Source organism: Streptomyces thermocarboxydus (assembly GCF_024760485.1).
Classification (GTDB): domain Bacteria; phylum Actinomycetota; class Actinomycetes; order Streptomycetales; family Streptomycetaceae; genus Streptomyces; species Streptomyces cellulosae.
Map to the genome: position 1 here is coordinate 651,775 of NZ_CP058273.1, position 3,168 is coordinate 654,942.

Sequence of the window (3,168 nt, forward strand, 5' to 3'; positions counted from 1 at the left end):
GGTGACGGCCGCGGTGCTGGGCTCGGTCACGGGGTGTGTGGCCGCGGCGCTGGTGCTGGCGGGCTCGCTGGCCGCCGGCCGGGTACGGCGCCGTGGCGTCGCCCTCGCCGGACTGGGCGTGATCACCGCCGGAGCGGCCGGGCTGACCTGGGCCGTCGCCGGGGGCGCGGTGCCGGAAGGTTTCGCCGCGTCGCTGGAAGGGCGTCTCACCCCGCACCGGGTGGCGCTGTGGCAGGACGCGCTCGGCCTGGCCCGTACGCATGCGGGCCTGGGGGTGGGACCGGGACGCTTCGGCGAGCTGAGCGCGGCGTCCCTGGGATCGCCGGCGTCCGACGGCAAGCCGCACTCGGCTCCGCTCCAGCTCGCGGCGGAACAGGGTGTCGTCGGTGTGGTGCTGCTGGCGGCGGTGTTCGGCTGGCTGCTGTACGCCCTGTGGCGCAGCCCGCGCCCGACGCCGGTGGCGCTGACGGCGGCCGCCGCCCTGACCGCGCTGGCGGCGGTCGCCACGCTGGGCAACGCCCTCAGCTTCACGGCGGTCGCGGTGGGCACGGGCTACCTCGCGGGCCTCGCCACGTCCCGCCCGTACGCCCTGGACACGGCTCGCCGCGCGGGGGAGGTACGCGGAGGGGCCGTTCGGTGAAAGGCGGCTCGTGACTCGCTCACGAGCCGCAGCGGTACGGGGACGACGTGTCCCCCGAACTCACGTCCCGCGCCCCCAGCTCCCGGGATGCCGGATCCGGCCATGCGCCCCGGACCGCAACCTGGCCCGCGGACGGCGAACACCGTGCCGCCCACGTGATGCGCGCCCCGGCCCCGCCCGCCGCCCGGCGGGCCGTTCGGATGGCAGCGCCCCACGAGCGCTGCCCGGGACGCGCGTACGACGGCCAACTCCGCGTCTCAGCGCTGGGGGCGGCTCACGCCCGACCGGTCGAAAAGGTGCCGCGCGCCGAAGCGCGCCCGCTCAGACCTTGTCCGCCCGCCCCAGCCGCAGCCGGTCCCGGATCACGCGGACCGCCGCCTCCGCGTCGTCCACCGTGACGGTGAAGGTGTGGCCGTCCGCGAGACGGAGGACGAGCCCCTCGCCGCGGCGGACGACGACCGCCGTGCCCTTCTCGGGGCGCCAGCGGTAGCCCCAGCCGCCCCAGTGGCGGGGGGTGACGTACGGGACGAAGTCCGCGCCGGCGACGTGGGACAACGGGATGCGGCGGCGCGGCACGCCGATGTGGCCGCAGCGCACCTCCAGGTGGTCCGCGTCGACCCGCAGCGCGACGTGCACGAAGGCGAGGGTCCCGAACAGCACCAGGAGTCCGGCCGCGATGCAGCCGACGACGGCCATGGCGAGCGGTGCGACCCCGGACGTCCACGCGGAGTCGACGGCCAGGCCGATGCCGAGCGCCATGCAGGCGGCGCCGATCAGCGCCAGCAGCCACTGGAAGCGGGCGGTGGCGCGACCGGTCCAGACCTCGGAGTACGGGGCGTGCTCACCTGAGCGGTGGTCCCTCATGCCTCGAGGTTACTCAGGATCCGCTGAGCCGGTACCGCCTCGCGGGGCGTTACTGGGCCGTCCGGGCAGGGACGGCCGCCTGGAGCAGTCCGCCCTCCGGATAGGTGAGGGCGGCCTCGGGCAGCGCGCCCGGGCGTCCGCTGAGCAGCACGGTGAGCGTGCCGGTGGCGGGGGCGTCGGGGGCGGGCTGCTCGCCGAGCCGCCGCAGGGCCTGGGCGGCCACCGCGCCGGCGGAGCCGTGCAGGGCGAGCGGCTGCGGTCCCGGGCTCGGCACGGCGGCGCGGATGCGGTCGGCGACCAGCTCGTAGTGGGTGCAGCCGAGGACGACGGTGGTGACGTCGTCCGGGGTGAGCGCGGCGGCCGCGGCCACGGCCTCGTCGATCGCCGCGTCGTCCGCGCGCTCCACGGCCTCGGCCAGTCCCCAGCAGGGCACCTCGGTGACGGTGACGTCCGCGGCGAACCGCTTGATCAGGTCGCTCTGGTAGGGGCTGCCCGTGGTGGCGGGGGTGGCCCAGATGGCGAGCGGTCCGCCGCCGGCCGCGGCCGGCTTGATGGCGGGGACGGTGCCGACGACCGGAAAGTCCGGCTCGTGGCGGGCGCGCAGGGCGGTGAGGGCGTGCACGGTGGCGGTGTTGCAGCCGACGATCAGGGCGTCGGGCCGGTGCACGGCGGCCGCCTCGGCGACGGCCAGGGCGCGCCGGGTGAGGTCGGCCGGCGTCCTCGGTCCCCAGGGCATGCCGTCGGGGTCGAGGGAGAGCACCAGATCGGCGTCGGGGCGCAGTCGCCGTACCGCGGCGGTGGCCGCCAGCAGTCCGATTCCGGAGTCCATGAGCGCGATCTTCACCCGGCCACGATAGACGATGAGCCGCTGCGGGGCCGTGCCGTGGGGCAGACTGCGGACGTGAGCGCCGTCGTGTGGAGTGCCGCCGTGTCCCTCGCCGCCTGGCTGTGGCTGCTGCTGTTCCAGGGGTGGTTCTGGCGCACGGACGTACGGCTTCCGGCGTCGCGCGAACCGGACGAGCGGCCGGACCTGTGGCCGGACGTGTGCGTCGTGGTGCCCGCGCGGGACGAGGCGGCGGTGCTGCCCGCGAGCCTGCCGTCGCTGCTCGCCCAGGACTACCCGGGCCGCGCGGAAATCTTCCTGGTCGACGACGGCAGCTCGGACGGCACCGGGGACCTCGCCCGGAAGCTGGCGCGGCGGCAGGGCGGTCTGCCGCTCACCGTGGCCTCGCCCGGGGAGCCGCCGGCCGGGTGGACGGGCAAGCTGTGGGCGGTGCGGCACGGCATGGAGGCGGCCCGCGCCCGGGACCCGGAGTACCTGCTGCTGACGGACGCCGACATCGCGCACGCCCCGGACAGTCTGCGGCGGCTGGTGGCGGCGGCCCGGACGGGCGGCTTCGACCTCGTGTCGCAGATGGCGCGGCTGCGGGTGGAGAGCCTGTGGGAGCGGCTGGTCGTGCCGGCGTTCGTGTTCTTCTTCGCGCAGCTCTACCCGTTCCGCCGGATCTCCCGGCCTGGGTCGCGGACGGCCGCGGCGGCAGGCGGCTGTGTGCTGCTGCGCGCCGACGCCGCCGCGCGGGCGCGTATCCCGGACGCCGTGCGGCACGCCGTGATCGACGACGTGGCCGTGGCCCGCGCGGTCAAGCGGAGCGGCGGGGGCGGGG

4 protein-coding genes are annotated in these 3,168 nt (G+C 76.7%); 2 read left to right on the plus strand and 2 right to left on the minus strand.

The features are described from left to right. The coding region (locus AY578_RS02985; RefSeq protein WP_258901981.1) for an O-antigen ligase family protein at positions 1-640 on the plus strand (640 nt) is incomplete at its 5' end. Between the two features lie 321 nt (positions 641-961). Here the strand turns inward: AY578_RS02985 and AY578_RS02990 are convergent. Next, complete coding sequence (locus tag AY578_RS02990) at positions 962-1,504, minus strand: hypothetical protein (protein ID WP_019526918.1); 543 nt, start codon at positions 1,502-1,504, stop codon at positions 962-964. A gap of 49 nt (positions 1,505-1,553) precedes the next feature. After that, positions 1,554-2,348 carry a glutamate racemase gene (locus AY578_RS02995; RefSeq protein ID WP_019526919.1) on the minus strand — a complete coding sequence of 265 codons (795 nt, stop codon included), beginning with the start codon at positions 2,346-2,348 and terminating at the stop codon, positions 1,554-1,556. A 39-nt stretch (positions 2,349-2,387) separates the two neighbouring features. On the opposite strand from AY578_RS02995, the gene AY578_RS03000 reads away from it, so the two are divergent. Then, positions 2,388-3,168: glycosyltransferase (locus AY578_RS03000; RefSeq protein ID WP_258901984.1), on the plus strand; the 781-nt coding region annotated here is incomplete at its 3' end.

Excerpts from the sequence above, each read along its gene's own strand:
- AY578_RS02990 (WP_019526918.1), bottom strand. The coding sequence starts at position 1,504 with ATGAGGGACCACCGCTCAGGTGAGCACGCCCCGTACTCCGAGGTCTGG.